Source organism: Micromonospora sp. HM134, from assembly GCF_007833915.1.
Classification (GTDB): domain Bacteria; phylum Actinomycetota; class Actinomycetes; order Mycobacteriales; family Micromonosporaceae; genus Micromonospora; species Micromonospora wenchangensis.
On the sequence record NZ_CP041061.1, the window covers coordinates 7,464,509 to 7,486,057 of the forward strand.

At 74.0% G+C, this 21,549-nt stretch carries 27 protein-coding genes; 16 read left to right on the forward strand and 11 right to left on the reverse strand.

Annotation, left to right across the window (positions count from 1 at the left end):
- The 5 genes from FJK98_RS32530 to FJK98_RS32550 all read left to right on the forward strand — a co-directional run bounded on the left by FJK98_RS32530 (position 1) and on the right by FJK98_RS32550 (position 4,147).
- Positions 1-336 carry a rhodanese-like domain-containing protein gene (locus FJK98_RS32530; RefSeq protein WP_088643589.1) on the forward strand — a complete coding sequence of 112 codons (336 nt, stop codon included), beginning with the start codon at positions 1-3 and terminating at the stop codon, positions 334-336.
- A gap of 10 nt (positions 337-346) precedes the next feature.
- Complete coding sequence (locus tag FJK98_RS32535) at positions 347-1,138, forward strand: glycerophosphodiester phosphodiesterase family protein (protein WP_145922412.1); 792 nt, start codon at positions 347-349, stop codon at positions 1,136-1,138.
- A 116-nt stretch (positions 1,139-1,254) separates the two neighbouring features.
- Entirely contained in the window at positions 1,255-2,712 is a 1,458-nt protein-coding gene (locus FJK98_RS32540) for an ATP-binding protein (protein WP_145922413.1), read from the forward strand.
- Positions 2,713-2,765: 53 nt separating this feature from the next.
- Entirely contained in the window at positions 2,766-3,212 is a 447-nt protein-coding gene (locus tag FJK98_RS32545) for an ATP-binding protein (RefSeq protein ID WP_145922414.1), read from the forward strand.
- A gap of 53 nt (positions 3,213-3,265) precedes the next feature.
- A complete protein-coding gene (locus FJK98_RS32550; protein WP_145922415.1) occupies positions 3,266-4,147 on the forward strand; it encodes a DUF5926 family protein in 882 nt (293 codons plus the stop codon).
- Positions 4,148-4,179: 32 nt separating this feature from the next.
- Here the strand turns inward: FJK98_RS32550 and FJK98_RS32555 are convergent, their stop codons facing one another.
- Positions 4,180-5,397: an arginine deiminase gene (locus FJK98_RS32555; protein ID WP_145922416.1), complete on the reverse strand. Its 1,218-nt coding sequence runs from the start codon at positions 5,395-5,397 to the stop codon at positions 4,180-4,182.
- Positions 5,398-5,561: 164 nt separating this feature from the next.
- Here FJK98_RS32555 and FJK98_RS32560 point away from each other — a divergent pair, with 164 nt between their 5' ends.
- The 4 genes from FJK98_RS32560 (at position 5,562) to pheA (ending at position 8,643) form a co-directional block, all read left to right on the forward strand.
- Entirely contained in the window at positions 5,562-6,299 is a 738-nt protein-coding gene (locus FJK98_RS32560; protein WP_145922417.1) for a hypothetical protein, read from the forward strand.
- A 175-nt stretch (positions 6,300-6,474) separates the two neighbouring features.
- Positions 6,475-6,933 carry a hypothetical protein gene (locus tag FJK98_RS32565; RefSeq protein ID WP_145922418.1) on the forward strand — a complete coding sequence of 153 codons (459 nt, stop codon included), beginning with the start codon at positions 6,475-6,477 and terminating at the stop codon, positions 6,931-6,933.
- Between the two features lie 191 nt (positions 6,934-7,124).
- The gene (locus FJK98_RS32570; RefSeq protein ID WP_370516964.1) at positions 7,125-7,676 is read left to right on the forward strand and encodes a hypothetical protein; all 552 of its coding nucleotides are present in this window, start codon (positions 7,125-7,127) and stop codon (positions 7,674-7,676) included.
- 10 nt (positions 7,677-7,686) lie between these two features.
- On the forward strand, positions 7,687-8,643 hold the full coding sequence (pheA, locus tag FJK98_RS32575) for a prephenate dehydratase (protein WP_145922419.1): 957 nt from the start codon (positions 7,687-7,689) through the stop codon (positions 8,641-8,643).
- A 118-nt stretch (positions 8,644-8,761) separates the two neighbouring features.
- Here the strand turns inward: pheA and FJK98_RS32580 are convergent, their stop codons facing one another.
- The 3 genes from FJK98_RS32580 to FJK98_RS32590 all read right to left on the reverse strand — a co-directional run bounded on the left by FJK98_RS32580 (position 8,762) and on the right by FJK98_RS32590 (position 10,521).
- Positions 8,762-9,481, reverse strand: coding sequence for an AIM24 family protein (locus FJK98_RS32580; RefSeq protein WP_145922420.1), 720 nt, complete (start codon positions 9,479-9,481; stop codon positions 8,762-8,764).
- 151 nt (positions 9,482-9,632) lie between these two features.
- On the reverse strand, positions 9,633-9,977 hold the full coding sequence (locus FJK98_RS32585) for a metallopeptidase family protein (protein WP_194821738.1): 345 nt from the start codon (positions 9,975-9,977) through the stop codon (positions 9,633-9,635).
- A gap of 115 nt (positions 9,978-10,092) precedes the next feature.
- Entirely contained in the window at positions 10,093-10,521 is a 429-nt protein-coding gene (locus tag FJK98_RS32590) for an OsmC family protein (protein ID WP_088643598.1), read from the reverse strand.
- A 163-nt stretch (positions 10,522-10,684) separates the two neighbouring features.
- On the opposite strand from FJK98_RS32590, the gene FJK98_RS32595 reads away from it, so the two are divergent.
- The 3 genes from FJK98_RS32595 to FJK98_RS32605 all read left to right on the forward strand — a co-directional run bounded on the left by FJK98_RS32595 (position 10,685) and on the right by FJK98_RS32605 (position 13,197).
- Positions 10,685-11,398, forward strand: coding sequence for a hypothetical protein (locus tag FJK98_RS32595; protein ID WP_145922421.1), 714 nt, complete (start codon positions 10,685-10,687; stop codon positions 11,396-11,398).
- 165 nt (positions 11,399-11,563) lie between these two features.
- Complete coding sequence (locus tag FJK98_RS32600) at positions 11,564-12,385, forward strand: HAD family hydrolase (protein ID WP_145922422.1); 822 nt, start codon at positions 11,564-11,566, stop codon at positions 12,383-12,385.
- Positions 12,385-13,197 carry an HAD family hydrolase gene (locus FJK98_RS32605; protein ID WP_145922423.1) on the forward strand — a complete coding sequence of 271 codons (813 nt, stop codon included), beginning with the start codon at positions 12,385-12,387 and terminating at the stop codon, positions 13,195-13,197. Before FJK98_RS32600 ends, FJK98_RS32605 begins: the two co-directional genes overlap by 1 nt.
- A gap of 2 nt (positions 13,198-13,199) precedes the next feature.
- Here FJK98_RS32605 and FJK98_RS32610 read toward each other — a convergent pair whose 3' ends face one another.
- Positions 13,200-13,787 carry a bacterial proteasome activator family protein gene (locus FJK98_RS32610; protein WP_145922424.1) on the reverse strand — a complete coding sequence of 196 codons (588 nt, stop codon included), beginning with the start codon at positions 13,785-13,787 and terminating at the stop codon, positions 13,200-13,202.
- 71 nt (positions 13,788-13,858) lie between these two features.
- Between FJK98_RS32610 and FJK98_RS32615 the strand changes: the two genes are divergently transcribed.
- The gene (locus tag FJK98_RS32615; protein WP_145922425.1) at positions 13,859-14,704 is read left to right on the forward strand and encodes a S9 family peptidase; all 846 of its coding nucleotides are present in this window, start codon (positions 13,859-13,861) and stop codon (positions 14,702-14,704) included.
- A gap of 29 nt (positions 14,705-14,733) precedes the next feature.
- On the forward strand, positions 14,734-15,948 hold the full coding sequence (locus tag FJK98_RS32620; protein WP_145922426.1) for an ABC transporter substrate-binding protein: 1,215 nt from the start codon (positions 14,734-14,736) through the stop codon (positions 15,946-15,948).
- A gap of 82 nt (positions 15,949-16,030) precedes the next feature.
- On the opposite strand, the gene ddaH is transcribed toward FJK98_RS32620, so the two are convergent.
- Positions 16,031-16,816, reverse strand: a complete 786-nt coding sequence (gene ddaH, locus FJK98_RS32625; protein ID WP_145923126.1) for a dimethylargininase — start codon at positions 16,814-16,816, stop codon at positions 16,031-16,033.
- 107 nt (positions 16,817-16,923) lie between these two features.
- On the opposite strand from ddaH, the gene FJK98_RS32630 reads away from it, so the two are divergent.
- Entirely contained in the window at positions 16,924-17,382 is a 459-nt protein-coding gene (locus tag FJK98_RS32630; RefSeq protein ID WP_088643606.1) for an Lrp/AsnC family transcriptional regulator, read from the forward strand.
- Positions 17,383-17,426: 44 nt separating this feature from the next.
- Here the strand turns inward: FJK98_RS32630 and FJK98_RS32635 are convergent, their stop codons facing one another.
- The 3 genes from FJK98_RS32635 to FJK98_RS32645 all read right to left on the reverse strand — a co-directional run bounded on the left by FJK98_RS32635 (position 17,427) and on the right by FJK98_RS32645 (position 19,571).
- Positions 17,427-18,539 (reverse strand): YbjN domain-containing protein, encoded by a 1,113-nt coding sequence (locus FJK98_RS32635; protein ID WP_145922427.1) that lies wholly within the window; start codon positions 18,537-18,539, stop codon positions 17,427-17,429.
- Positions 18,540-18,699: 160 nt separating this feature from the next.
- Entirely contained in the window at positions 18,700-18,957 is a 258-nt protein-coding gene (locus tag FJK98_RS32640) for a DUF6457 domain-containing protein (protein ID WP_145922428.1), read from the reverse strand.
- Positions 18,954-19,571: an NTP transferase domain-containing protein gene (locus FJK98_RS32645; protein ID WP_168222599.1), complete on the reverse strand. Its 618-nt coding sequence runs from the start codon at positions 19,569-19,571 to the stop codon at positions 18,954-18,956. Before FJK98_RS32645 ends, FJK98_RS32640 begins: the two co-directional genes overlap by 4 nt.
- Positions 19,572-19,678: 107 nt before the next feature.
- Between FJK98_RS32645 and fdhD the strand changes: the two genes are divergently transcribed.
- A complete protein-coding gene (gene fdhD, locus FJK98_RS32650; RefSeq protein WP_145922429.1) occupies positions 19,679-20,533 on the forward strand; it encodes a formate dehydrogenase accessory sulfurtransferase FdhD in 855 nt (284 codons plus the stop codon).
- A gap of 60 nt (positions 20,534-20,593) precedes the next feature.
- On the opposite strand, the gene FJK98_RS32655 is transcribed toward fdhD, so the two are convergent.
- Both FJK98_RS32655 and FJK98_RS32660 read right to left on the reverse strand, forming a co-directional pair.
- Positions 20,594-20,848, reverse strand: a complete 255-nt coding sequence (locus FJK98_RS32655; protein WP_240762514.1) for a flavin reductase — start codon at positions 20,846-20,848, stop codon at positions 20,594-20,596.
- The gene (locus FJK98_RS32660; protein ID WP_205789330.1) at positions 20,845-21,144 is read right to left on the reverse strand and encodes a hypothetical protein; all 300 of its coding nucleotides are present in this window, start codon (positions 21,142-21,144) and stop codon (positions 20,845-20,847) included. The genes FJK98_RS32655 and FJK98_RS32660 overlap by 4 nt, the downstream gene beginning before the upstream one ends.
- Positions 21,145-21,549 lie beyond the last annotated feature (405 nt).

The window sequence follows — 21,549 nt, forward strand, 5'->3', positions numbered from 1 at the left end:
GTGTTCGGATCCCAGGTTCCCAGTGTCCCCGTGACCGCGATCGACGACGACACCTACCTGCTCGACGTCCGCGAGGACGACGAGTGGGCGGCGGGCCACGCGCCCGGCGCGCACCACGTACCGATGATGGAACTGCCGGCCCGGCTCGCCGAGGTGCCCACCGACCGCGACGTCGCGGTGATCTGCCGCTCCGGCGGGCGCTCCGCCCAGGTCGTCGGCTACCTGCTCGGCAACGGCTGGGAGCAGGTACGCAACGCCGACGGCGGGATGCGGCAGTGGGCGGCCGTCGGCAGGCCGGTCGTCACCGGGGACGGGCAGCCCGGCCAGGTCATCTGAGCAGCGGAGGATGGCTGAGCCACTGGTCTTCGCGCACCGGGGCGCGTCGGCCGACCTGCCCGAGCACACCCTGGCGGCCTACCTGCGGGCCCTCGACGAGGGCGCCGACGGGTTGGAGTGCGACGTCCGGCTGACCCGCGACGGGCACCTGGTGTGCGTACACGACCGGCGGTTGAACCGGACCAGCAACGGTCACGGCCTGGTCAGCGCCCGCACCCTGGCCGAGCTGGAGACCCTGGACTTCGGCTCCTGGCATCCCGGCTGCGCGCCGGCCGACGGCGACGCGGCACCTGACGACACCCGTACCCGGCTGCTCACCCTGGACCGGCTGCTGACCGCCGTCCGTGACGCCGGTCGCCCGGTCCGGCTGCTGGTGGAGACCAAACACCCGTCCCGCTACCGGGGGGACGTCGAGCGTCGGCTGGTGACCCTGCTGCGTCGGCACGGGCTGGCCGAGCCGGGCCCGGACGATCCGGTCCAGGTCACCGTGATGTCGTTCTCCCCGCTGGCGGTCCGCCGGGTCCGCGAACTGGCCCCGGCGCTGCCGACCGTGCTGCTGCTGGAGGTGCTGCCGCGCTGGCTGCGGCTCGGCCGGCTGCCGTTCGGGGCCCGGATCGCCGGGCCGGGCATCGGCCTGGTCCGGGCCCGCCCGGAGCTGGTGCCCGCGCTGCGCGCCGCCGGCCACCCGGTGTACGTCTGGACGGTCAACGAGCCCACCGACCTGGAGCTGGTCCTCGACGCGGGGGTGGACGGGGTGATCACCGACCGGCCCGCGCACACCCTGGCCCGGCTGGGCCGGTGACGCCCGGCTCACACCGGTCCCCGGCCGACGCCGGGCGGTCGGGTCGGCACCGGCTGCCGGAGCCCGGTGACCTGCGGGGGGTGCCCGAACCGCCTCGTACGGGGCAGACTCGGGGCATGCCGGAGCGCCCCGATCTCGCCACCCTCATCACCGACCACGGCGCGGTGATCGAGATGATCAACTCAGGTGAGGCCGGCCTGCCGGTGCTCACCTCGCTGCTCCGGGCGGCCCGCCCCACGCTCGGCGCGGCCTGCGTGGCCTTCGTCGAGTTCGCCCCGACCGGCGGCCGGGTGATCGCCGCCAGCGGCTGCGCCGAGTGGACCATCGGCCGCCCGCTGCCCGCCTCCGACCCGGCCACCGTCTGCCTGCTCACCGGGCCCCGGGTCCGGCAGGCCCGGCTGGACCACCTCGACGGTCCGCTCGCCGCGGAACTGGTCGGCGACGGCCTGCGCCGCATGATCGTCGCCCGCGCCGAACTCAACGGGCTCACCGTCGGCACCCTGCACGCCCTCTACACCGACGACGACGAGACCGAGGACCGCGTGCAGCACGCCACCCTCGGCTACCTCGCCTCCTGCATCGCCCACATGTACGGCGACCAGAGCGGGCTGCCGGTGCACGGCGACGGCCCGGTCGTCGCGGCGCTGGCCGACGGCCTGGCCGTGGTCGACCGGGACGGCCGGGTCCGGCTGTGGAACCCGGCCGCCACCCAGGTCACCGGGCGCAGCACCGGTGACGCGATGAACCGGCCGCTGCCGTTCCCGCTCCCGCCGGCCGGCCAGGTGCTCGACCACCAGCTCCCGGACGGGCGGTGGCTGCGGATCACCACCGGCGAGCTGGTCGGGCCGGGCACGCTGCGGGTGATCACCTTCCGCGACATCACCGACCAGCGACGCCGGGAGTCCGACCGCGACCTCTTCGTCGCGGTCACCAGCCACGAGCTGCGCACCCCGGTCACCGTCATCAAGGGGTACGCCGACACCCTCACCGACCACTGGGAGTCGCTCACCGACCACGACCGGCGGCAGGCGGCCCGGGTGATCGGTCAACGGGCCAACGAACTGGCCCGGCTGGTCGACCGGCTGCTCACCTCGGCCACCGACGTACGCTCCGACGGCGAGCCGGCCGTACCGTTCGACCTCGGTGAGGCGCTGCGCGCGGCGGTCCTGGACCTCCCCGGCGACCTGCGCCGACGCCTGTTCCTGCACGCGCCGGCCGACCTGCCCAAGGCCCTCGGGGACCGGCACAGCCTGACCACCGTGCTGACCGAACTGTGCACCAACGCGGGCAAGTGGGCACCGGCGGACTCCCCGATCGAGGTGTTCGCGTCGGCCGACGGGCAGACCGTGTCGTTCCGGGTGACCGACCGGGGGGTGGGTATCCGGCCGGAACACGTCGAACGCGCCTTCGACCGGTTCTGGCAGGGCGAGTCCGGCGACCGACGGGCCTATCCGGGTGCCGGACTCGGCCTCTATCTCGTCCGCCGGATCGTTGAACAGCAGAATGGATGGGTATCCCTACGTCCACGCGACGGTGGCGGTACCGTCGCAGAGGTGCGGCTCCCCCGCGGGTGAGCCGCCGGTGGGCCGGACGACCCACCGCGGGCACGGGCCGAGAAGGAGCCGGGGTGTCGACGGGACGAGTCGAGCGTTCGTGGTGTGTGGTGGTCCCCCACCACGCCACCGGCGCGCGGCTGGCCCGGCACCGGCTCGCCGACGAACTGGCCGACCTGGTGCCCCCACCGCTCCTCGCCGACCTGGTGGCCGTCCTGGCCGAACTGGTCGGCAACGCGGTCCGGCACGCCGACCCGCTGCCCGGCGGGGTGGTCCGGGTCGCCTGGCGGCTGCGACCGACCCGGACCGGGCCGGGTGTCTCCGTCCGGGTGACCGACGGCGGTGCCGGGGCCGGCCCCCGGATGCGGGCCGCCGGCACGGACGCCGTCGACGGCCGGGGCCTGCACATCGTCGCCGGGCTGGCCAGCCGCTGGGGGGTCGACCGGGACGGCCTGGGGCAGAGCGTCTGGGCCGAGTTCGACCCCGCCGACTGCCGGCCGGACCTGGTCGCCGCCGGCTGACCGGGGCGGGTCCTTCCCCCACCGCCGCCCGGCGGGCTCTAGGCTGTCTCGCCGTGAGCAAGCGTCGAAAGAACCAGCGCGCCGAGGCCGCTCCCCGCCGGGAGAAGATCCGGGACGTCTTCGTCCCCCGTCCGTTCGAGGGGCTGGCGGACGAGCCGGAGTGGATCGCCCTGCGCGAACTCGTACCGGCCGCCTCGGCACCGCTGCGGCTCACCCCGGACCTGGTCGAGGAGCACGGCGACCGCCCGGTCACCCTGGCGACCGTGCTGCCGATGGCCGCCCCGGCGATGACCAAGCCGGACGGTCGGGTGTTCATCGGCCTCCAGCGGCACCAACAGTCCGGCGACGTCTCCCGGGACCTGGCCGACGCGCTGCTCTGCGCGCTGCGTACCGAGCCGGGCGGGGCGGTGACGGTGCCGCCGCTGCCGGGCCCCGGCCCCCGCCTCCAGGACATCCTGGTGGACGGCCCGCTGGAGATCACGATGCACGACGGTTTCGAGTTCTGGCTCGATCCGGGCGCGGCCGACGACCCGACCGTGCAGGCGTCCCTGGAGCGGGCGAACGCGGCGATCTATCCGACCGTGAAGCTGGCCGCCGCACGGGCCGCCTACTGGTGCCAGGTGCCGGAGAAGGCGCACGTGCGCTGGGTGCTCGGCGACGACGAGGACGCCGCGCTGGACGCGCTCTCCCGGCTCTCGGTCGCCGGTGCGCTCACCCTCGGCGAGGGCACGAAGTTCGCCGGCATGTTCCGGGCGCACGGCCGGCTGGCACCCGTGTGGGACCTGCCGGAGGACGTACCGGCCGCCGAGTGGGAGGAGCCGGTGGCCGCGTTCGCCAAGCGGTACGCCGACGCGCTGGCCGAGAAGGAGCCGTTGGACGCCGCCGGCCGCCGGGCCCGTCAGGGCCTGCTCGGCCGCCAGCTCACCCTCCGCTAGGCGGCCGGCCGGGTCGGCCCGGGTGGGGCGGTTCAGCCGGCGGGCGGGCACAGCGGCTCGCGGACCAGCGGGCAGGACATGCAGCGGGGGCCGCCCCGGCCGGAGCCCAGTTCCGAGCCGGCGATCGGGATGACCTCGATGCCGGCGCGCTCCAGTTGGGCGTTGGTCTCCACGTTGCGTTCGTAGCCGACGCAGAGCCGGGGGGCCAGGGCGAGGGTGTTGTTGCCGTCGTCCCACTGCTCGCGTTCGGCGGTCACCGGGTCCAGGCCGGTGTCGATCACCCGGAGCTGGTCGAGGTCCATCGCGTCGGCCGCCGCGCGCAGGAACGGCGCGGGGCCGTCCATCCGGGGCTCGCCGTCCGGCCCGGCGATCACCGTGTACGCGGACAGCGTGCTGGCCACGTTGGGGTACATCAGCACCGCGTCGACGTCGACCATGGTGCAGACGGTGTCGAGGTGCATGGTGGCCCGTTCCTGGGCGATCGGCACCACCAGCATGGTGTGCGCCAGGCCGGCGGCGAAGACCTGCCGGGCCAGTCGTTCGGCGCCGGCCGGGGTGGTCCGCTCGCCCACCCCGACGGCGAGCACCCCGGGGGCGAGCAGCAGCACGTCGCCGCCTTCGAGGTGTTCCAGGCCGGGGTGGTAGACGGTCCGGGTGCCGACGAAGCGGGGGTGGTGGCGGTAGATCGCGTCGGTCAGCGTGGTCTCCCGGCGGCGGGCCGGCATGGCGAGGCTGGTGACCCCGACCCGGTCGCCGATCCACAGTGACGAGTCCCGGGTGAAGAGCAGGTTGGGCAGCGGGTCGATGACGAAGTCGTGCCGGTCCATCATCGTCCAGACCAGGCCGCCGGGGCGCTCGGCGCTGATCCGTACCTCCTCGTGAGCGAGGCCGGCGATGAGCACGTCGGCGAGCGCGGCGGGGTCGAGGTAGGCGAGGTGGTCGGCGACCCGGCGGCGCAGGGTGTCGCCGAGCCGGGGCGACGCGAGCACCTGCTCGGTGAGTTCGGCGCGGGCCTCGGCGACGGCGAGCGTCTCGGCGAGCAGGGTGGCGAGGTAGAGCACCTCCACGCCCCGTCCGCGCAGCTCGGCGGCGAAGGCGTCGTGCTCCTCCTGGGCCCGGCCCACCCATGGGATAGCGTCGAAGAGCAACGAGTCGTTGTTGCGGGGGGTGAGGCGGGCCAGTTCCGGACCCGGTCGGTGCAACAGCACCGTGCCGAGTCGACCGACCTCGCTGTCCACGTAGTGGGTCACCCCCGCAGCGTAGGGCAGTGATGAACGATGTTCAGCGGAAGAACTGCGGATGAATATGGCATTCATCCGCACTCATTCCGGCGTTCCAACTTGCCGAACCCCCACAGTGGCGACGTAGGGTAGTGAGAACATAACTTTCGAGGGACCTTTTGCCGGAGGTCGCGATGACTGTCTTTCCCGCTCGTCGAGCCGTACCCACCCGGGCACTGCCGCCCGTGGCGGTGCCGCACCCCCGTCCCGACGGGTCCGCGGCTCTCGATCCGGCCCGTCCGACCCCACTGGAGTGGGCACGTCGACGCCGGGCCGAGCGGGGCGCCCGCCGGCTGGAGGCCGCCGGTGCGCGGGCGCTCGGTCAGCTCGACCACCTGGGCCCCGCCTGGCACGTCATCGAGTGGCCGCGCACCGACGTCTCCGACGTCCTGCGCGACCACGGTCAGGACGAACGCGCCGGGTTCCTCGCCATCGGCCCCAGCGGGCTGTTCGCGGTCAGCATCGCCGACCACGGCCGGGCCCGGGTGCTGGTCGCCGGGGACGTGGTGCAGATCAACGGCAAGCGCCCGCCGTACGTGGCCGAGGCCCGGCGGGACGCCAAGCGGGCCAGCAAGGCGCTCACCCAGGCGGTCGGGCTGCCGATCCCGGTGACGCCGGTGCTGACCTTCGTCGGCTCCGGCGTCATCAGCGTCTACGGCCTGCCGAAGGACTGCATGATGGCGACCCACCGGGAGCTCGACCGGCTCCTCGTCGCCGGAGGCAACCGGATCAGCCCGGCCACCGCCGAGAAGCTGTCCCGGGTCGCCCAGGCCCCGCAGACCTGGCACAACGGCACGTACCGTCCCACCGGCGACTACCGGTGGTACGACGAGGGCCGAACGGCCGCTGACAAGCCGGCGGGTCGCCGGTAACGTCACCGGCGACGCCCCGCGGTACCGGTCCCCCCGACATGCCGGTCCGCGCCGTCGCCGGCCGCCCACCAGGGCACTTGATCCCTCCACCGGCGGCCGGTGGCTCCCGCGCGGTCGGCGACCGTCACGAAGACCGGCTAGCGTGGACAGACCGTCGGTGTACCTAGGAGGCGCGGTGGCCCACGTCGAACTCTCGCTCCCGGACGTGTTCGTGCCGGCGGCGCGGACGCCGACAGGGCCGGGGTGCGACAACGTCGGGAAGTGGTCGGCGAGCGTCTCGCACGCCGAGGAGCCCTGCCTGCTGATCGACGCCGACACCCTCGTGGTCGCCATCTCCGCCGCCGGCTGCGAACTGCTCTGCCTCGGCGCCCCCGAGGACGTGGTCGGTCTGCCGCTGCTCGAAGGCGGCCTGCGGCTGCTCGACTTCACCGCCGCCCGGCACGAGCTGCCCGAACAGGAGACCGACAAGATCCCCCCGCTACTCGCCCTGCACTCCGGTCGACTCGCCCGGGGCCTGCTGCGGGTGCAGCCGGCCGGCGACACCAGCACCTACGCCACCGTCGACGCCGTCTCCACCCCGATGCTCACCGGCGGCTCTGTCGCCGGTTCACTCACCTTCTTCTCCCCGATCTGACCGGCACCGCCCCGCGCCGATCCGCCCGACGTCGGGGCGGCGGCGTCGGGCGTCGCGCCGGCCTTCACCGGGCGGGCGGTTTTTCCTACGATGGGCTCACCCCCACCGGCCACACGACCGGCCCCTCCCACGGTCCGTGACGGCCGGCCCCGTCGCGACGCCCCCGCGCCCGAATCCCCGAGGACCGGCCCGTGCCGCCTGACCCCGCCCACCGCCCCCCGTACCGGCGGCCGGTCGCCGCCCGGCTCGCCGTGGCCCTGCTCGTCGTGTCGCCGTTCACCGGCTGCGCCGCCCCGCCCGACCGTGAGCTGCCAGCCCCGGTCGCCCCGCCCACGCCGGCGGTGACCCTGCCGCCGTCGACGTCGCCGCCCGTCCTGCCGCTGACCCCCACCCTGCCGCCGACGTCGGCGCTGCCGACCCCCACCGTCGCGGCGGTCGCGGTGGCCTGCGCCGGCCGCCCCTCGGCCGACCGGGTGATCGGGTTGCTCCGCGGGGACGTGCTGCCCCGCGACGTGACGGTGCGGGCCGTCGAGGGGCCGCTGTGCGCCGACGGCTGGCAGTACACCGTGCTCTCGGTCAGCGGGCACGAGGAACTCCAGGCGGTCAGCCGGGGGGAGCCGGGCGCGCTGCGGCTGGTCACCGCCGGTACGGACGTCTGCTCGATCGAGGTGAAGGCCGTCGCGCCGCCCGCCATCCGGACGTTGGCCTGCGACGCCGGGACCGGGCTGCCACCGGGTGCGTAGGCTGGGCGGCATGCCCGGAACACCGCCGACCCGCTACGTCTACCTGGGCCCCGAGGGCACCTTCGCCGAGCAGGCGTTGCGTACCGTCCCGGCCGCCGAGCGCGGCAGTCGTACGCCCGCCCGCAGCGTCGGCGAGGCGCTGGAGAGCGTACGGGCCGGTGCGGCGGACGCGGCGCTGGTGCCGATGGAGAACTCGATCGGCGGCGCGGTCGGGGTGACCCTGGACGAGTTGGCCGAGGGGGACCCGCTGGTGATCACCCGGGAGGTGATCCTGCCGGTGGAGTTCGTGCTCGGTGCCCGCGCCGGCACCGAACTCGCCGGGGTGCGGAGCGTGGCCGCCCATCCGCAGGCGTCCACCCAGTGCCGCAACTGGCTGCGCGCCCACCTGCCCGACGCCACGGTGATCGACGTGCTGTCCAACGGCGCGGCGGCGGCCGGCGCGGCCACCGGCGAGTACGACGCGGCGATCTGCGCCCCGATCGGGGCCACCCGGCACCGGCTGGCCCTGCTCGCCGACAAGATCGCCGACCATCCGGACGCGGTGACCCGGTTCGCCCTGCTGTCCCGCCCCGGCCCACCCCCGCCGCCCACCGGCGACGACCTCACCTCGCTGGCCGTCTACATCGCGCACGACCGGGTGGGCGCGCTGCTGTCGGTGCTGATGGAACTGGCCGTGCGGGGGGTCAACCTGACCCGGATCGAGTCCCGCCCCACCGGGGAGGCGCTCGGCCGGTACGTCTTCTTCCTCGACTGCACCGGTCACGTCGCCGACGCCCGGCTCGGTGAGGCGTTGCAGGGGCTGCGGCGGGTCTGCGCCGAGGTGCGGTTCCTCGGGTCGTACCCCCGGCACCGGTGGGCCGACGCGGCGGGTGACCGGCCGGTCCCTGCGCCGGCCGGGCTCTCGGACACCGACTACACCGACGCGGCGGCCTGGCTGGCCCGGCTGCGCTCCGGCGAGCTGAACTGAGCCCACGCCGCCGTCTCGACAGCAGCGCGGCACGGACCCGCACCGAGCGGCCGGGCGACGGCCGCACAGACGAAAGGGGGCGGTCCCGGCCGGGACCGCCCCCACGTCGCGCCTGCGGTCAGCTCAGCAGGCCGCCGAGCAGACCCTGTTGCTGCTGCTGGCCGCCGCTGCCCTGGACCGGCGGCTCCTCCGACGGCTGGACCACGACGAAGCCCTGGCCGGCGAAGCTCATGGTGAACGCCTCACCGGTGCTGCGGCCGAGCAAAGTGCCCAGGCCGAGCTGCTCGGCCCGGTGGTAGCCGGTCTGGAGGTTGGCCGACCAGCACACCGCCGCCTGCGGGTCGACGTAGGTGGGCGCGTCGACGTTGAGCACGACCGGCGTGCCCTTGGTGGTGATGGCGATCCGGCCGTAGCCGCTGAACACGCAGTTGAACAGGCCCGACGAGGCCATCCCCGCGCCGCCGACCATCTTGATGTCGTACGACAGGGTGGAGTCGAAGGCCAGCACGCTGGACCCGTTGATCGACAGCGCGTCGCCCGGCTCCAGGTCGATGATGTGCACGTCCTTGGCCAGCTCGGCCAGGAAGACGTCGCCATGGCCGGTGAGCTTCATCAGCGGCACGCCCTCGCCGGTGAGCCGCTGCTTGATGAACTTACCGATGCCGCCCGAGCCCAACGCCTGGAACTGCACCTGCCCCTGGTAGGCGACCATCGACCCGACCCGGGCCATCGCCTCACCGTTGAGTTCGATCTTCAACATCTTGGAGTTCTGCAGCCGCATGCCGGGCTGGGCGGACTCCTTCTCCAGGTTCTCCGCGGAGAACAGCGCGCTGCGCATTGGGTCTTCCTCCTGATTGGGGGTGTGCTCACCACACGGTAGGCAGCCCCCGCAAGCCGCCGCATCGGCCGAGCGGCGCGCCGGCCCGGCCCCGCGCACGGAACCGGTCAGGTGCACGCAGACGACCGGCCGCACGAGGCGGGCGGCGGGCTCAGCCCCAGCCCAACGCGTGCAACCGCTCGTCGTCGATGCCGAAGTGATGGGCGATCTCGTGCACCACGGTCACCGCCACCTCGTCGACCACGTCGTCCTCGGTGGTGCAGATCCGCAGGATCGGCCGGCGGTAGATGAAGATCCGGTCGGGCAGCACACCCGAGTAGTTCCAGCCGCGTTCGGTCAGCGCGTGCCCCTCGTAGAGGCCGAGCAGGTCCTCCCCGGGCGGTGGGTCGTCCTCGACCAGGATGACCACGTTGCTCATCAGCCGGAGCAACTCCTCGGGCACCTCGTCGAGGGCCTCGCCGACCAGCTCCTCGAAGCGTTCACGGCTCATCTCCACGGGCACCTCACCCATTGTGCCCGACCGGCCGCCCGCCCACCGGTCCCGCCGGAGCGCCGCCCGTACCCCGTCGGCCGTCCGGCCCCGCGCGGGGCCGGACGGCCGACGGGACGGATCAGGCGAGGCGGGCGGTGAGGCTGATCTGCGCGCCGGGGGAGAGCAGCCGGGAGATCGGGCAGCCCTCCTTGGCGGCCTCGGCCAGCTTGGTGAACTGGGCCTCGTCCAGGCCCGGCGCCTGGCCGACGGTCTCCAGGTCGATCCGGGTGACGGTCATCCCCGCGTCGGTCTTGTCGAAGTGCACCTTCGCGGTGGTCTCCACCGAGGTGCCGGACACCCCGGCGTCGGCGAGCTGCTTGGAGAGCGCCATCGAGAAGCAGCCCGCGTGGGCGGCACCGATCAGTTCCTCCGGATTGGTCCCCTCGCCCTCCTCGAAGCGCGACTTGAAGGAGTAGTTCCCCTCCAGGCCACCCTTGCCGGTGCGGACGGTCCCGGCGCCCTCGGTGAGGTTGCCCTGCCAACGTGCGGATGCGGTACGGATAGGCATACCCGAACGCTAGTCGAAAGCCCCGCCCGCGGCGACCGACCCGGCGAGGCCGCCGGCCCCCGGCAGCGGTCGGCGTGCGCCGCTTCGGGGCCCCGGCGCTGCCGGCCCGGGGCGGGCCGGCGTGGGATGATGCGGGTCAGGCCCGCGACGCGGAAGGTGGCCGATGTCCCAGGATCTCCCCATCCCGAGACAGGACGACCGCTCGGACGACACCCCGGTGCTGGAGTGGGGTGCCCCCGAACGACCGGCGGGCGGCCGGTTCGGGCAATGGCCCGCCGCGCTGCGCCGGGACCGGCGGCTGCCCCCGGTGCTGGTCCTGCTCGGCGCGGTCGCCGCCACGGCGTCGATGGCCGGGGAGTGGCTGGTGATGACCGTGCCGAACGGGGGCCCGGAGGGCAGCGGCACCATCCGGGTGCCCGGTGGTGTGGCCGAGGTGGGCGGCTTCGGGATCGCCTACCTGGTGGGGCTCCTGCTGCTCAGCGTCGCGGTGGCGCTGGCCCTGCGCGGGCGGCCGGCGGTCCGGCACGACGCCCGGGTGGCCGGGCTGGCCGTGGCGGGTGCCCTGGTGATCCTGCTCACCGTCACCGCCTTCTCGTTGGACGACTCGGGCCAGCGGGCGCTGTTCTACTCCCCGGAGGACGGGTTCCGGGTCGACTACGGCCGGGGCCTGGTGATGGCCTTCGTCGCCGTCGCGCTGGTCGGGGCGGCGCTGCTCGCCACCGCCCCGCAGCCGGACGGTCCGCCGGTCGACACCGCCGGTCCGCAGGCCGAACCGGACGGGGTCGTCCCGGACGGGGACGACGACCGGCCGGCCGCGCCCGCCGGCCTGACCGTCACCCCGACGGTTCCATTCGCCCGCCGCGAACCCCACCCCTGAGCCCCGCCGGGGCGGCACGCCGGGCCACCGCGCGGCGGTCACCGGGCGTTGCCTGCTGATTCGCCCGGAAGCCATGGTTGCGACCCGGACGGCGAGGTACGGTTGCTGCCCGCCGTCACACCGGGTCGGACGACCGGTACGGACGGCGGCGGGCAAGGAGGAACGATGACCCGCCCGGGACTGCCCAAACTCATCGCCACCGACCTCGACGGCACCCTCGTACGCAGCGACGACACCGTGTCGGCGTACACCCACGGGGTGCTCGACCGGGTGCGGGCCGCCGGTATCCCGGTGGTCGGCGCCACCGGCCGTGGCCCCCGGTTGAAGGAACTCACCCGCAACGACATCCGGGCCGCCGACTTCCTGGTGATGGCCGGCGGCGGCTGCGTGGTCGACCAGAGCGACCCGACCGGCCCGGTGGTGCTGCGCGACGAGCGCCTCTCCGCCGAGGTGCTGGCCGGTCTGCTGGCCGACCTGGAGGCCGCCGTCGGCCCGCTGACCGTCATGGTCGAGGGATCCGACGAGCACGACGCGCCGCTCTGGGGCGACTATCACCCGTCGTGGCCCTACCCCGAGCTGTTCGAGGCGCGCAGCCGGGCGGAATGTCTCGCCCTCGACGTGATCAAGGCGTTCGTCCGGACCGCCGAACACGACGTCGACGAGTTGCTGGCCACCGCCCGCCGGATCGTCCCGCCGCAGGTCGCCACCCTCACCCAGGCAGGGCTCGGCTTCGTCGAGATCACCCCGGCCGGGGTGGACAAGGCCAGCGGCCTGACCGTGGTCGCCGAGCGGCTCGGTGTCGACCCGGCCGACGTGCTGGTCTTCGGGGACATGCCCAACGACCTGCCGATGTTCGCCTGGGCCGGCTGGTCCCGGGTGGCGGTGTCCAACGCGCACCCGCTGGTGCGGGCCGCCGCCGACGAGGTGACCCTGCGCAACGACGACGACGGGGTGGCGGTCTACCTCGACCGGCTACTCTCCCGGTGATGGCAGAGACACCACGGCTGGTCGCCAGCGACATCGACGGCACCCTGCTCGGCGACGAGCGCCGGCTCAGCGCCCGCACGGCGGCGGTGCTGGAGCGGATCGCCGCGGCGGGCACGCCCGTCGTGCTGGTCACCGGCCGCCCGATCCGCTGGCTCCAACTGGTGTACGACCAGCTCTCCGCGCCGCTGCCGGCGGTCTGCGCCAACGGCGCGGTGGTGTACGACCCGGACACCGACCAGGTGCTGCGGGCCGACCCGCTGGCCCCGGAACTGCTCGCCGAGGTGGCCCGGCGGCTGCGGGCGGCGGTGCCGGAGGTCAGTTTCGCGGTGGAGATCGTGGACAGCCGGGAGATGCGGCACGAGGCGCACTACCCGCTGCGCTGGGACGCCGACCACGAGGCCATCCGGGCGATCGAGTCGCCGGAGGAGCTGGCCTCGGTGCCGGCGGTGAAGCTGCTGGCCCGCGCCGGCACCCAGGACCCGGACGCCTTCGTGCAGGTGGTGGCGGGGGCACTGGAGGGGCTGGCCGAGGCGACGCACTCGTCGTACAGCGGGCTGGTGGAGATCTCCGCCGCCGGGGTGACCAAGGCCGCCGGGCTGGCCTGGTACGCGGCCCGGGTCGGGGTGGCGCAGGCCGACGTGCTCGCCTTCGGTGACATGCCCAACGACGTGCCGATGCTCACCTGGGCGGGGCGGGCGGTGGCGGTGGCCAACGCACACCCCGCCGTGCTGGAGATCGCCGACGAGGTGACCGGCGCGAACACCGCCGACGGGGTGGCGGCGTACCTGGAGAAGGTCTTCGGGGTGGGCTGAGGTCAGAGGTACTGGCCGGTGTTGTGGCCCTCGCCGCCGGGCTGGCCCATGCCGGGCATGCCGGGGATCATCCCGCCGGGGCCGCTGGGCAGGGCGGCCCGGCCGCCGGAGCGCATCTGTTCCAACTGCACCCGGGCGGCCATCTGCTGGGCCACCAGGGCGGCCTGGATGCCGTGGAAGAGCCCTTCCAGCCAGCCGACGAGCTGGGCGTGGGCGATCCGCAGCTCGCCCTCGCTGGGTGCCTGGTCCTCGGCGAACGGCAGCGAGAGCCGTTCCAGCTCCTCGCGCAGTTCGGGGGCGAGGCCCTCCTTCAGCTCGACGATCGACCGCTGGTGGATCTCCCGCATCCGGTGCCGGCTGGCGTCGTCGAGCGGGGCGGCCTTGACCTCCTCCAACAGCTGCTTGATCATGCTGCCGATCCGCATCACCTTGGCCGGCTGCTCGACCAGGCGGGTCGGGTCCTCGCCGGTCTCGTCGGTCTGCACGGTGCCGACCGGGCGGCCGTCCGGGCCGACCACGACCACGGTGCCCGACTGCCCGTCGGGGCGGCCCGGCTCGTCAGCTTGTCCAGTGGGGTGCGCTTCGGTCATGGCCCCATCTTTACCCACCCGCTCCCGTCGCACCCACCCGGACCTCCACCAGCCGCGCTACCGTCGCCGGCATGGCCCACGACCCCCGGGCGGTGCTCAGCCGGCCCGCCCCGCCGCCGGACCTGACCGTCGCCTACGGCGACGGACCGGAGCAACTGGTCGACCTGCGCCGGCCGGCCGGTGGCGGTCCGGTCCGGCCGCTGGTGGCAGTGGTGCACGGGGGCTTCTGGCGGGCCGAGTACGACCGCACCCACACCGGCCCGCTCGCCGCCGCCCTGGCCGAGGCGGGCTGGCCGGTGGCGCAGCTGGAGTACCGGCGCACCGGCCAGCCGGGTGGTGGCTGGCCGAACACGCTCGCCGACGTCCGGGCCGGGGTGGCGGCGCTGCCCGGGGTGGCGGCGCAGGCCCTGCCGGGGCTGGTCGCGCCGGGGCCGCCGCTGCTGCTGGGGCACTCGGCGGGTGGGCAGCTCGCGCTGCACGTGGCGGCGCACGCCCCGCAGGACGTGGCCGGGGTGCTGGCGCTGGCCCCGGTCGCCGACCTCGCCGAGGCGTACCGGCTGGATCTGGATTCGGGGGCGGTGGCCGCGCTGCTCGGCGGCGGCCCGGCCGAGCAGCCGCAGCGGTACGCGGTGGCCGACCCCCGCCGGTCGGTGCCGCCACGGACACGGACGGTCATTCTGCACGGGGGCGAGGACCGCCAGGTGCCGGCTGCTCTGAGCAGGTCATATGCTGCCACCGCACGGGCCGCCGGCGCCCCGGTCACCCTCATTGAGCTGCCGGAATGCGAGCACTTCGGGTTGATCGACCCGCTCTCGGCGGCCTGGCCGCAGGTAAGGGCTGCGTTGCAGTCGCTGCTTGAAGATCAAGATCCATTGACGCAGGGTCGCCCACCAGGTAGAACGCCGGAGGGGCGGTGACGCCCGGCAATGCTTCCGGAAGGATTTCGGTGTCGCAGATGAACCGCAGGCGGGCCCTTCAACTGCTGGCCGCGCTCGGCACGACCGGACTCGCCGCCGCCTGCGGCACGGACGACACCGAGACGCCGGCCCCGGGCAAGCCGATCAAGATCGGGCTGATCCGGCCGGAGAACGGCGACGGCAAGGCGATCGGCATCGACATCGAGAACGGCTTCCAGCTCTTCCTGGCGATGAACGGGCAGCAGCTCGGCGGCCACCCGGTGACGGTGGTGACCGTCGACGAGGGCGACAACGCCAAGAGCGGCCAGGCCGCCGTCGACAACCTGCTCACCCAGAACGTGCTCGCGATGAGCGGCGTGGTCAACTCGACAGTGATGTCCGGCATCCGGGACGCGGTGGAGAAGGCCCGGGTGCCGCTGATCGGGTCCAACGCCTCCCCGCCCAGCCTCCAGAGCGTCGTCTACATCTGGCGGACGTCGTACGTGCTGGACGAGCCCGGCCGGGCGCTCGGGTCGTACCTGCGGCGAACACTTCCCACCGGAAGCCGGCTCGCCATCGTCGCCCCCGAGGGCACCGCCAGCCAGGACGTGATCAACGGCTTCCGGGACGGCTTCGGCACCGACGACCCCCGGATCATCGGCGACCCCATCCTCACCACCGCCAACCCCGCCCCGGGCGACAACGAGTTCGGCGCGCAGATCAGCGAGGCGCTCAGCCGCCAGCCGGACGGGATCTTCTGCTTCTACTCCGGCACCGCCGGTGAGCAGTTCATCAGGCAACTGCGCCGTAGCCGCTGGTTCGGGGACATCTACGCGCCCGGCTTCCTGACCGAGGGCAGCATCCTCACCGACCTGCGGTCGACCCTGGTCAACGCGGACGAGAGCCTCAAGGCCGGCACCATCCAGACCGCGCTGAACTACTCGGCCGACCTGAACAACAACGCCAACCGGATCTTCGCCTCGGCCTACCGGAAGACCTACAACGTCTCGCCCACCACCTACGCGATGGCCTCTTACGACGCCGCGCAGGTGCTCGACAAGGCGATCCGGCTGGCCGGCGCCGAGCCGACCGCGCAGCAGGTCAACCTGGCGCTGGGCAAGATCGGTCAGATCGACAGTCCGCGCGGGCCGTGGCAGTTCAACCAGCCGCGCACCCCGCAGCAGAAGTGGTACCTGCGCAAGGTGCAGTTCGACGGCCGGCTGCTCTCCAACGTCCTGATCAACGAGATCGCCACCCTCGGCTGAGCCGTGGGCGGCGGGCCGGCCCCGAAGTGGGACCGGCCGTGCGGGTGCCGCACCGGTCGGGGCCGGCCGGTGCCGGGACCGGTCAGGGACGCAGCTCGGCGATGCAGCACTTGACGCTGCCGCCGCCCTTCTTCAGCTCGGCCAGGTCCACCGGCACCGGGGTGTAGCCGGCGGCCCGGAGCTTGCCGGCCAGCCGGGTCGCGTCGCTGTTGAGCACCACGTTCGCCCCGTCGCTGACCAGGTTCAGGCCGAAGGCCAGCGCGTCCTCGTCGTCGGCGAGCACCGCGTCGGGGAAGAGCTGGGCGAGCACCCGCTGGCTGGCCGCCGAGAACGCCCCCGGAAAGTACGCGACGTTGCCGTCGTCGATCGAGGCGAGCGCCACGTCCAGGTGGTAGAAACGCGGGTCGACCAGGCGCAGCGACACCACCGGCCGCCCCAGCGCCTCCTGCGCCTCGGCGTGCGCCGGCAGCTCGGTGCGGAACCCGTGCCCGGCGAGGATCAGCCCGCCGTGCGCCTCGGGCAGGTAGGCGAAGTCGCCCTCACCCTCGTTGGTCTCGCTCGGCGCGATGAAGTGCCAGCCGTGCTTCTGGTAGAACTCCCGGTGCGCGGCGGCCTCGGCGGCCCGCTGCTCGTGCTTGAACTGCGCGCCGTAGACCGTCCCGTCCACCACGAAGGCCCCGTTGGCCGCGAAGACCATGTCCGGCAGTCCCGGCTGCGGGGTGAGCACGTGCACGTCGTGACCGAGGCCCACCAGTGCGTCCCGCAGCCGGTCCCACTGTTTGACCGCCTGTGCCACGTCGACGCCGACGGTGAGGTCCATCCACGGGTTGATGGCGTACTCGACCGCGAAGTGCTCCGGGGCACACATGAGATATGTCCGCTTTCGCGGCACACGCTGCTGGTTCACGGTCACCAAGGGTAGGTAGCGTAGAACTTTGGTAACAGCCAGAACCATTGCTTCCCCGAGGCGGAACGTTGCAGATAGACGCGGTCGACCAGCGAATCATTGCGTTGCTCGTGGCGGACGCCCGAACCTCGTACGCGGACATCGGCGCCCGGGTGTCACTCTCCGCTCCGGCGGTCAAGCGACGGGTGGACCGGCTGCGGGCCAGCGGGGTGATCCGGGGCTTCACCGCCGTGGTCGACCCGGCCGCCGTCGGCTGGACCACCGAGGCGTTCGTCGAGCTGTTCTGCGCCGGCCGGACCACACCCACCCAGCTCGGGGTGGCCGCCCGCCGGCACCCCGAGGTGGTCGGCGCGTACACCGTCTCCGGTGAGGCCGACGCGCTCGTGCACCTGCGGGCCGCCGACATCTCCCACCTGGAGGAGGCGCTCGAACGGCTCCGGGCGGAGTCGTTCGTCACCTCCACCCGGAGCACCATCGTGCTGTCCCGGCTGGTCGAGTCGCCCGGCGTCGGCCCGTCCACCCCCTGACACCCGGCCGGAGTCGGGCCGGTGCCCCGGCGCAGGGCGGTGGATCAGAGGTACATGCCGGTGCGGTGCTCGCTGTCGCCCCGGCCCGGCTTGTCGCCCTCGCCGAAGAACCGCTTGCCGCCGAACTCGCCGTGCAACCGGTCGTCGAGTTCGTCGGCGAGCCCGGTCATCACCTGCACGGCCAGCATCAGGTGGGTGGCCTGGAAGTTGCGCCCGAAGACCGGGATGGACGCCCAGACGGTGTCGTCGGCGCAGTACAGCCGGCCGATAGGCATCCGGTTGGTCAGCTCGGACAGCTTCACGTACAACCGTTCCGTCGGCTCGACCTCGGTCAGCACCGGCGAGAAGACGTCCACCAGCGGCGGATTGTCCCGCACCCGGACGAAGACCATCGCCGACCCGGCCCGGATGTTGATGTCCCCGTCGGAGTCGATCTGGAGGTGGTCGGACGTCGACTTCAGCATGGTCGACACCACCGTCCGGACCCGTTCGGGCAGGTCCAGCACCTCCTGCTCACCGCTCTGGGCGCTCGCCGCGGCGGCCAGCGCCTCGTCCAGGTCGGCCTCGACGTCCCGGTCGGGGCCGAACTCGCTGCGCGCGGTGCCGAGCGCCTCGATCGGCAACGACTCCCCGTCGGCGTCCTGGCTGAGGTAGACCAGGAAGGCCGGGTGCGGTGCGCCGTACACGTCGCGCAGGGTGCGGGAGAGCAGCCCGGCCAGCTTGCTGGCGTCACCGGTCGACCCTTCCAGGCCGAAGTGCTCGCCGGAGCCCGCCACCACGCCGGGCGGCGACCAGCCGAGCGCGATCATGTCGGCCACTGCGGCGCGGTCCAGCCGGAAGCCCTGCGGCAGGGTGGCGTTGCCGACCGCCCGCGCGGAGAGCCGGCCACCCTCACCGACGGCCACGCTGATCGAGTAGACGGCGTCGCCGGTGCCGGAGGCGGTCGGGTCCAGGGTCACTTCGAGCTGCGCCCCGGCGGGCAGCTCACGCAGCCGTTCGGCAAGCGCCCGGGCGAACTCCCGCCACGCCTCGGTGACCTTGGCCCGCAGGTCGGCCGTGCTCGGCTCGTCCAGCAGGACCGACTCGTGGTGGTCGTGGTGCGCCGGCGTGGTGCCGGGCTGATCACCGGTCGGCTTCGAGGGGTGGTCCGCCGTCATGATCGCCTCCGTCCGTCAAGGTCACCCTACCCAGGCGGGCCGGAGAACGAATCCACCGCGACCGGCATCGGACAACCTCGCCCGTCCCCGTCGCCCGTCACCGCCCGGGGCACGGCGTACCGGATCGTGCGCCGGTGTCCGCCCGGCCGCACCCGCCCGGTCAGGAGGCGGGATGCTCACCGCCCAACTCCACCGGCCACTGGGCGGCCAGCCCGCTGAGCCGGGCCGCCGCCGCTGCCGGGTCCGCGCCGCGTCCGACCGCCACCCCCAGCAGGTACGCGGTGACCGGCGCACCTGGGCGCAGCACCTGGTGCGCGACGTCCCTGGCCAGGTCCAGCACGGTCGGCACCGACACCTCGGCCGGGTCGAGACCCAGCTCGGCGCAGGCCGCCGTCACCCAGTCGTCCAGCACGGTCATCGCGTCCACTCCTCCGCCCGGCGTACGTCGGAGTCAGTGTCGCAGTCGAACCACGGTGGCGGGCCGGCAGCGGACCAGGCCAGCTCGCGTACCGTCAGCTCGCCCAGCAGTTCCCGCATGGACGCCCCGGCCAGCGCACTAGCCTGGGCTCGGCGGGCGGCGACCCGGTCCAGCGCGGCGCGCAACGCCGGCACCCGCCACACCCCGCACAGCGGCTGGCGTCGCCCCCGGTCGTCGACGAGGCAGACGCCGTCCGCCGCCGCCGGACCGGATTCGGCGGCGAGCGCGTCGAGCAGCACGCCGACGGCCGGGCGGGTGAGCAACGGCAGGTCGGCGGCGAGCAGGGCGACGACCGTCGTACCGGGACCGAGCAGGGCCAGCCCGGCGGCCGTGGCGGCCACCGGCCCCCCACCGGCCGGCTCCTCCCGGGTCACCAGCACGTCGGCCGGGAGCGCCCCACCGGGCCCGACCAGCACCCGGGGCACGGCGTCGGCGACGGCGGCGAGCACCCGGTCCCGCATCGGCCGGCCGTGCACCGGCACCGCCGGCTTGTCCCGCCCGCCCATCCGGCGGGCCGCCCCGCCGGCCAGCACCACCGCCGCGTACGCCGTCACCCGGATCACGGTAGCCGCCCGGCCCGGCCCGGCCACCGTGCTCCGGGTAGGCCGCAGCCGGGGTGGTCACCGTGCGGGGGGCCGGGTGGGCGGGGCAGGATGGCGGGATGGGACGGGCCACTGACCGGCGGAGCGTGCTCCGGATCGACCTCGACGCGGCGGACGACGCCCGGGTGGCGCTGCGCCGGCCGGACACGCTGGCCGTGGAGGAACCGCTGGAGATCCGGGTCGGTCCGGGCGGCCCGGGTCGACGCCGCCCGCTGGCGGTGACCATGCGTACCCCCGGTGACGACCTCGACCTGGCCATCGGGTTCCTGCTGACCGAGGGGCTGATCCGCGGCGACGCCGACGTGCACACCGCCCAGCTCTGCTCCGGGGCGGAGACACCCAACACGTACAACGTGGTCGACGTGGTGCTCTCCCCCGGCGTGCCGGCGCCGGAGACGGACCCGGCGCGCAACTTCTACACCACCAGCTCCTGCGGGGTGTGCGGGAAGGCCAGCATCGACGCGGTGCGTACCCGGTCCCGTTTCGCCGTCGCCGACGACCCGCTCACCGTGCCGGCGAAGCTGCTGGCGGAGCTGCCGGACCGGCTGCGCGCCGCGCAACGCGCCTTCGACCGCACCGGCGGCCTGCACGCGGCGGGCCTGTTCACCCCCGACGGGGAACTGGTGGTGCTGCGCGAGGACGTCGGCCGGCACAACGCCGTGGACAAGGTGGTCGGCTGGGCGGTCCGGCAACAGCGGCTGCCGCTCGCCGGGCACCTGCTGATGGTGTCCGGCCGGGCGAGCTTCGAGCTGACCCAGAAGGCGTGGATGGCCGGGCTGCCGCTGCTGGCGGCGGTCTCCGCGCCGAGCACCCTCGCCGCCGACCTGGCCGACGAGGCGGGCCTGACCCTGGTCGGCTTCCTGCGCGGCCGGACGATGAACGTCTACACCGGCGCGCAGCGCGTCACCCCCTGAACCCCGCAGCCCTGTCCCACCGGTGGAAGGTCGGCGACACGTCGACCCGGGCTGGGAAGGTCAGCGGTCCGGCGGGCGGACCCAGGCCAGGAAGCGGTCGGTCACGTCGATCCGGCGACCGTTGTCGAGCTGCGTCAGGTGGTCGGTCGCCTCCGCCGACAACCCGGTGAGCAGGGCGAGCAGTCCGGGCAGGTCGTCGGCGTACCGCGCGAGGAGGGCGAGCTTCGCCTCCCCGCACGGCCACGGGTTCGCGTCGACCCGGCACAGCCAGATCGGCCGCAGCGGCGTGTGCCGGCCGGGCAGCGGCCCGGTCACCGCGTCCCCACCGGCCTGAGCCGACGCCCCCGCCCGCCCTGCGGGAGCGACGCCTGTGCCGGCCGGTCCGGCTGCGCGAGCCGGCGCGCGCCCGCCGGCATCAGGAACAGGGTCCGCCGCCGGACCGCGTCGCCTGCGGCATTCAGCTCGTACGCGTCGATCCACACCCAACCGTGGTACGTGTGCCGGTCGGCCAGCACCCGGATGACCCGGACCGTGACCGGCCGGATGAACTGCACACTGGCGGTACGCGAGAGGTGCAGGACGTCTCCCGACCTGACCTCCGGCGGAGTCACCGGGGTCCCTGGTTCCGGCCGTACGACCAGCGGTGTGCCGGCACGACGCCGGTCATCCGCCCCGGCCCCCGGTACGGCGGCACGAACGGTCCGATCGGTCCGGGCACGATCGGGCGCGCGGGCGGCCCGGGATCGGGTACGGGTTCGGGGCGGGGTGCGGGCTTCGGGCTCCTGTCGGGCTTCGGCTTCTCGCTGGGCACGGCGTCTCCTTTGCGTTCGGTGTGTCCGTGTCGGTGTCCGTGTCGGTGTGGAGGAGGGGCCGGCCGCCCTTCCACGGACGGCCCCTCCGGCAGACGCCGCCGCCAGCTCTCGACCACTACCGACAGCGCCGCCCCGGTGACACTCTGATGTGGATGTCACTAGGCTCGGAAGGTGCGACGAGGGTTCGGGCTGAAGCGGATGAGG